Source organism: Streptomyces sp. MK37H (assembly GCF_018035285.1).
Lineage (GTDB): Bacteria > Actinomycetota > Actinomycetes > Streptomycetales > Streptomycetaceae > Streptomyces > Streptomyces endocoffeicus.
Genome location: NZ_JAAAYH010000544.1, coordinates 1 through 5039 on the forward strand (window position 1 = coordinate 1; position 5039 = coordinate 5039).

Here is a 5039-nt window from a genome sequence, read left to right on the forward strand (position 1 = left end):
ACGCGGCGGAGCCGCATGGCAGGGGCTTCACCCCTGGGCTCCGGGGTCTGGGGCAGAGCCCCGCACGCGGCGGAGCCGCGGATCGTCAGGTGCCGGGAAGGGGCGGGGAACAGCCCGCCGCAGGCATCACGATCCGCCGGACACCTGGCCCTCCTCCTCGCCCAGCGCCTCGTCCAGCGTGGCCACCGGCTCGAGCACATCCAGCATCCGCCCCGCCCGCAGGGTGCGGAGGATCAAGGCGTCGTCGCAGACCAGCCGCATCCGCCCGCCCCGCTCCCGGACACGCCGATGGGCCCGGCACAGCAGTCCCAGGCCCGAGCAGTCGAAGAAGGCGGTCGGGCGTAAGTCCACGATCACCGCGGGCCGGTCCCCGGCCGTGGCCGCGTCCAGCGCCGGTCCCACGCTTCCCACCCCGGCGATGTCGATCTCGCCGTGGAGCTCCACGACGGTGTACCCGCCGACCCGGTGCGCACGGACCCGGGCAACGACGTCGTCGGCCGGATCCCCGCTCGCGGGCTCCCGCGCGGCGTTCTGGGCACCGCGATCCAGCGGCACCGGCGCATCACGGGGAGCGCCTTGCTGCGTCATCGCGATATCCCCTCGGAACGGCACACTGCCCCCTCTCACCTTCGTCAGGTCCCGGAAGCGGGCAGGGTCGGGCATCGGGTGCGAAATCCGCCGGGTCCCCAGGCGACGTCCCGCGAGCGTAAGGGGGTGACCCCCGGTTACAGAGGGAGGGACGCAGCATTCCGCCGGTAAAGACCGCCCGTTCGAGTGAATTTCGGTTCTTATTATTGACACTTGGTCAGATACAGCCTAGGCGAAGGCATCACCGCCTTGTCCGGCCACCGGCCCCGCCGCGCCCGCGATCGCCGGAGTCAGATCTTCCAGTACCTCGAAGGCATCGTCCAGCCGGACCACGCGCAGCAGCCGCAGAAAGCGCGGATCGGCGATGACGAGCCGCAGCCGCCCGTCCCGCTCCAGCACGCGATTGCGCAACCGGCACAGTAACGACAATCCGGCGCAGTCCAGGAACGTGACCGGTCGTAGGTCCAGGATCAGATCCGGGCACCGCACCCGAACGAGGGAATCGAGCCGAGCCACGATCCGCCCCGCGGCGAAGATGTCCAGCTCTCCCGCGATCTCGGCGACGGTGACGCCGCCGAGCGCGTGGACTCGGACGCCGAAGGCGGGCCGATCATCGAACATGCAAGCCTCCTTGACCTGGTGGAGGCGCACGGCCGGAGCCCGCAGCCACGCCGGTCATCGCCGGGGTCCAGGCCTGCCCTTCTGTAGATGACATACCCATAGATGACATACCCATCTACCGGCTGACCAGTCAACGAACGGCCCGGCACGTGTCGTTGGCCTATTGAGGCCCCCCGGTCGCGAACCGTTACTCGCCGGTAAAGCAGAGGTCTTCTCATGTCCACCGGCAGCCGTGAACATGCCACCCGGCAATCGCCTCGACGTGAAGGAAGTGACCGATGACAGCAGGACGCGTGCGATCACGGCGGCTCGGCATGACGACAGTGGTCGTCGCCCTCACCATCGGCGTCGGCGGCACGGCCACCACGGCGACCGCCGCCACGCCCGGCCCCACCGGCCCCACCGCCACCACGGCGGCGCCGTCGAGCGCCACCGCCGCCGAGGAGGTCGACTACGAGACCTGGCAGCGTGATGTTCGCGCCATCATCGACGAGCAGGCCCGCCCCTACATCGAGGAGCGCACCGCCGACCCCTCGGACGAGAAGCAGGCCATCGTCCTGGACATCGACAACACCTCACTGGAGACGGACTTCGGCTTCAGCTACCCCCAGCCCGCCGTCGAGCCGGTGCTGAAGCTCGCCCAGTACGCCCACGACCGCGGTGTGGCCATCTTCTTCGTCACCGCGCGCCCCGGCATCATCTACCTGCCGACCGAGTACAACCTGGAGAAGGCCGGCTACTCGGTCGCCGGTCTGTACGTACGCCATCTGCCGGACCTGTTCCAGGACGTGGCGGAGTACAAGACCGCCAAGCGTGCGGAGATCGAGAACAACGGCTACACGATCATCGCCAACATCGGCAACAGCCCCACCGACATCACCGGTGGCCACGCCGAGAAGTCCTTCAAGCTCCCGGACTACGACGGTCAGCTGTCCTGAGCCGGCTGCCCTGAGTCGGCTCTCCTGAGCCACGGTCAGAGGTCATTTCCTTCCGCCACGACCCCCGGCACCCGCCGGGGAAAGGCCGGGAACTCCAGATCTTGGCGCCCAAGATTGGTGAGTAACCCGAGCGCACGGCACGTCTGCTCCGCTCAAGACTGGACACACCGCAGACTGTCCGTCGAGATCTCCGCAAAATTGCGCGGATACGTCGACACTGGCGCGAAGGGGATGACCGATGACCGGCTCGCACGTACTGGCGCTCGGCCACTACCAGCCCGCGAAGGTGCTCGGCAACGACGACCTCGCGGCCATGGTCGACACCAGCGACGAGTGGATCCGCAGCCGGGTGGGCATCCGCACCCGCCATCTCGCCCGCGCCGACGAGACGGTCGACGAGATGGCCGCGGCGGCCGCCGCCAAGGCGCTGGCCAACAGCGGGCTCGCCCCCTCCGACATCGACCTCGTGCTCGTCGCCACCTGCACGGCGATCGACCGCAGCCCCAATATGGCGGCCCGGGTCGCCGCCCGGCTCGGGCTGGCCCGCCCCGCCACCATGGACCTCAATGTGGTGTGCGCGGGCTTCACCCACGCCCTCGCCACCGCCGACCACACCATCCGGGCCGGGGCGGCCACCGCGGCCCTGGTGATCGGCGCGGAGAAGTTCAGCGCGGCCACCGACTGGACCGACCGCTCCACCTGCGTCCTGACCGGCGACGGCGCGGGCGCGGCCGTGGTGGTGGCCGCCGAGCGGCCGGGCGTCGGCCCGGTGGTGTGGGGCTCGGTACCGGAGATGGGCGGCGCGGTCCGTATCGAGGGCACCCCGCCCCGGTTCGCGCAGGAGGGCCAGGCCGTCTACCGCTGGGCCACCACCCATCTGCCGCCGATCGCGCGGGAGGTGTGCGAACGGGCCGGGATCTCCCCGGAGGACCTGGCCGGTGTCGTACTGCACCAGGCCAATCTGCGGATCATCGAGCCGGTCGCCCGCAAGCTGGGCGCCGTCAACGCGGTGATCGCCCGCGATGTGGTGGAGTCCGGCAACACCTCGGCGGCCAGCATTCCGCTCGCCCTCTCCAAGCTGGTCGAGCGCGGCGAGGTGCCCTCCGGGGCCCCGGTGCTGCTCTTCGGCTTCGGCGGCAACCTGTCGTACGCGGGCCAGGTCATCCACTGCCCCTGAGCCCTGACACCGCCCCGGCCGCCTCGACGTCCGATTCGTTCAAGACCGGCCGCCCGGGCGCTCCCTACGCTGCCCGTATGACAGCACGATTCGACGCCATCGGCCTGGTCGTCGCCGACATGGCCGCCTCCCTCGCCTTCTACCGCCGTCTCGGCCTCGACATCCCCGCCGACGCCGACACCCAGCCCCACGTCGAGGCTGCCCTGCCCGGCGGCGCGCGGCTGATGTGGGACACCGTCGCGACGGTGCGCTCCTTCGACCCGGAGTGGACACCGCCGAGCGGCTCCCACCAGGTGGGGCTCGCCTTCGCCTGCGACAGCCGGGCCGACGTGGACAAGACCTACCAGGACCTCGTGGGGGCGGGGGTGCGCGGCAAGCTGGAGCCGTGGGACGCGCCCTGGGGCCAGCGCTACGCCACGGTCCTCGACCCCGACGGCAACGGCATCGACTTGTTCTTTTAGGGGCCCGGTTCTCCCCCAGCTACCGCTGGGAGGCGCCCGCGCCGGGGCGCTTAAGCCTCACCCAGCTACCGCTGGGAGGTGCCCCTGTCGACGATCGATGTGCTCGGTCGCCCACGCGGCGGAACCGCGTATCGATCGCAGCCCTCGCTCCCCGCACTCGACTCCCTTCCGACAGCGACGCGCCCCTTCGGCTCGCCCCCGGCTACCGCTGGGAGGTACGCCCGGCCGCTCAGCCCCGTGGGCCGGAAGCTCTACGGCGCCCTGAGCAGACGTCCCAGGGGCACCCCCGCCAGCGCCCTGACGTCGCGGGCGAGATGGGCCTGGTCGGCGTAGCCCGCCGTGGCAGCGACCTCCGCGAAGGGGAGGCCGGTGCGCGCCAGGTCCAGGGCCCGGTTCAGCCGGAGCACCCGGCCCAGCGTCTTGGGGCCGTAGCCGAACGCGGCGAGGGAGCGGCGGTGCAGCTGCCGCTCCCCCAGGCTCACGGCTGCGGCGATCCCGGCCACTCCCGTCCCGCGCGAGACCCCCGCGACGATCGCGGCGAGCACCGGATCGGGTGGTTCCGCCGTCCGCAGCCGTCCGAAGGCCGCCTCCTCCAGAAGGCGGCCCGCAGCCGTCTGCCCGGTGGCGATCCGCTCGGCAAGCCGCCGGACCTCCGCGCCCGGCCAGAGCGCGGCCAAGGGCACCCGCAGATCGCGGAGTTCATGCGCCGGTACGCCCAGCACGGCGGGGCCGGTACCGGGCGCGAACCGCAGCCCCACCGCACGGGTGCCCGGCGCGCCGGGGGCGAGGTGCGCGCGGGTGTCCGGCCCGGCGACCAGCAGCTCGCCGTCCGGCCCCGGTCCCGCCTCGCTCCAGATCAGATCCGTGCAGCCGTCGGGGAGCACCCGCTGCGGCCCGGTTCCGGCCGTACGGGTCCACACCACGGCGCCGTGGCCGATCAGCGCCCTCCGCTCCCGGTACTCGCTCGAGGCGCTCAAGGGACCTCGCGCAGATACATCGCGCCGCAGGAGTGGCAGAAGGGCCCCCCGTCATCCGTGGCCCACAGGTCGGCGGCCTGGGTCTCGGCGTCCGGGTCCAGCTCCCGCCCGCACATCGCGGTCGTTCCGTTCCCGCGGACCATGTGCCAGATCTTGACCGGCGCGCCCGCGACCCGACCGGGGCTGCCCTCCTCGTATTCGGCGCGCATCTCGTGCTGCATGGCGGTACACCTCCTGCTCACCACCACTACTCTCCATGCTCCCGCCACACCAGGCC

7 protein-coding genes are annotated in these 5039 nt (G+C 71.6%); 3 read left to right on the forward strand and 4 right to left on the reverse strand.

The window, feature by feature from the left end:
* Positions 1-126 precede the first annotated feature (126 nt).
* Together GWI24_RS40130 and GWI24_RS40135 are read right to left on the reverse strand one after the other, a co-directional pair.
* Positions 127-588: an STAS domain-containing protein gene (locus GWI24_RS40130; RefSeq protein WP_210950960.1), complete on the reverse strand. Its 462-nt coding sequence runs from the start codon at positions 586-588 to the stop codon at positions 127-129.
* Positions 589-816: 228 nt separating this feature from the next.
* The gene (locus tag GWI24_RS40135) at positions 817-1209 is read right to left on the reverse strand and encodes an STAS domain-containing protein (RefSeq protein ID WP_210950961.1); all 393 of its coding nucleotides are present in this window, start codon (positions 1207-1209) and stop codon (positions 817-819) included.
* Between the two features lie 278 nt (positions 1210-1487).
* On the opposite strand from GWI24_RS40135, the gene GWI24_RS40140 reads away from it, so the two are divergent.
* The 3 genes from GWI24_RS40140 to GWI24_RS40150 all read left to right on the forward strand — a co-directional run bounded on the left by GWI24_RS40140 (position 1488) and on the right by GWI24_RS40150 (position 3785).
* Positions 1488-2147 carry an HAD family acid phosphatase gene (locus tag GWI24_RS40140; protein ID WP_210950962.1) on the forward strand — a complete coding sequence of 220 codons (660 nt, stop codon included), beginning with the start codon at positions 1488-1490 and terminating at the stop codon, positions 2145-2147.
* A gap of 238 nt (positions 2148-2385) precedes the next feature.
* Complete coding sequence (locus GWI24_RS40145) at positions 2386-3324, forward strand: beta-ketoacyl-ACP synthase III (RefSeq protein ID WP_210950963.1); 939 nt, start codon at positions 2386-2388, stop codon at positions 3322-3324.
* Positions 3325-3401: 77 nt separating this feature from the next.
* The gene (locus GWI24_RS40150) at positions 3402-3785 is read left to right on the forward strand and encodes a VOC family protein (protein WP_210950964.1); all 384 of its coding nucleotides are present in this window, start codon (positions 3402-3404) and stop codon (positions 3783-3785) included.
* A gap of 251 nt (positions 3786-4036) precedes the next feature.
* Here the strand turns inward: GWI24_RS40150 and GWI24_RS40155 are convergent, their stop codons facing one another.
* Both GWI24_RS40155 and GWI24_RS40160 read right to left on the reverse strand, forming a co-directional pair.
* On the reverse strand, positions 4037-4762 hold the full coding sequence (locus GWI24_RS40155) for a helix-turn-helix domain-containing protein (RefSeq protein ID WP_210950965.1): 726 nt from the start codon (positions 4760-4762) through the stop codon (positions 4037-4039).
* Positions 4759-4983 carry a hypothetical protein gene (locus GWI24_RS40160; RefSeq protein WP_210950966.1) on the reverse strand — a complete coding sequence of 75 codons (225 nt, stop codon included), beginning with the start codon at positions 4981-4983 and terminating at the stop codon, positions 4759-4761. The genes GWI24_RS40155 and GWI24_RS40160 overlap by 4 nt, the downstream gene beginning before the upstream one ends.
* Positions 4984-5039 lie beyond the last annotated feature (56 nt).

Bases quoted from the DNA above. Each gene is read 5' to 3' on its own strand.
- GWI24_RS40130 (WP_210950960.1), bottom strand. From the start codon at position 588: ATGACGCAGCAAGGCGCTCCCCGTGATGCGCCGGTGCCGCTGGATCGC.
- GWI24_RS40150 (WP_210950964.1), top strand. From the start codon at position 3,402: ATGACAGCACGATTCGACGCCATCGGCCTGGTCGTCGCCGACATGGCC.
- GWI24_RS40145 (WP_210950963.1), top strand. From the start codon at position 2,386: ATGACCGGCTCGCACGTACTGGCGCTCGGCCACTACCAGCCCGCGAAG.
- GWI24_RS40140 (WP_210950962.1), top strand. From the start codon at position 1,488: ATGACAGCAGGACGCGTGCGATCACGGCGGCTCGGCATGACGACAGTG.
- GWI24_RS40135 (WP_210950961.1), bottom strand. From the start codon at position 1,209: ATGTTCGATGATCGGCCCGCCTTCGGCGTCCGAGTCCACGCGCTCGGC.
- GWI24_RS40160 (WP_210950966.1), bottom strand. From the start codon at position 4,983: ATGCAGCACGAGATGCGCGCCGAATACGAGGAGGGCAGCCCCGGTCGG.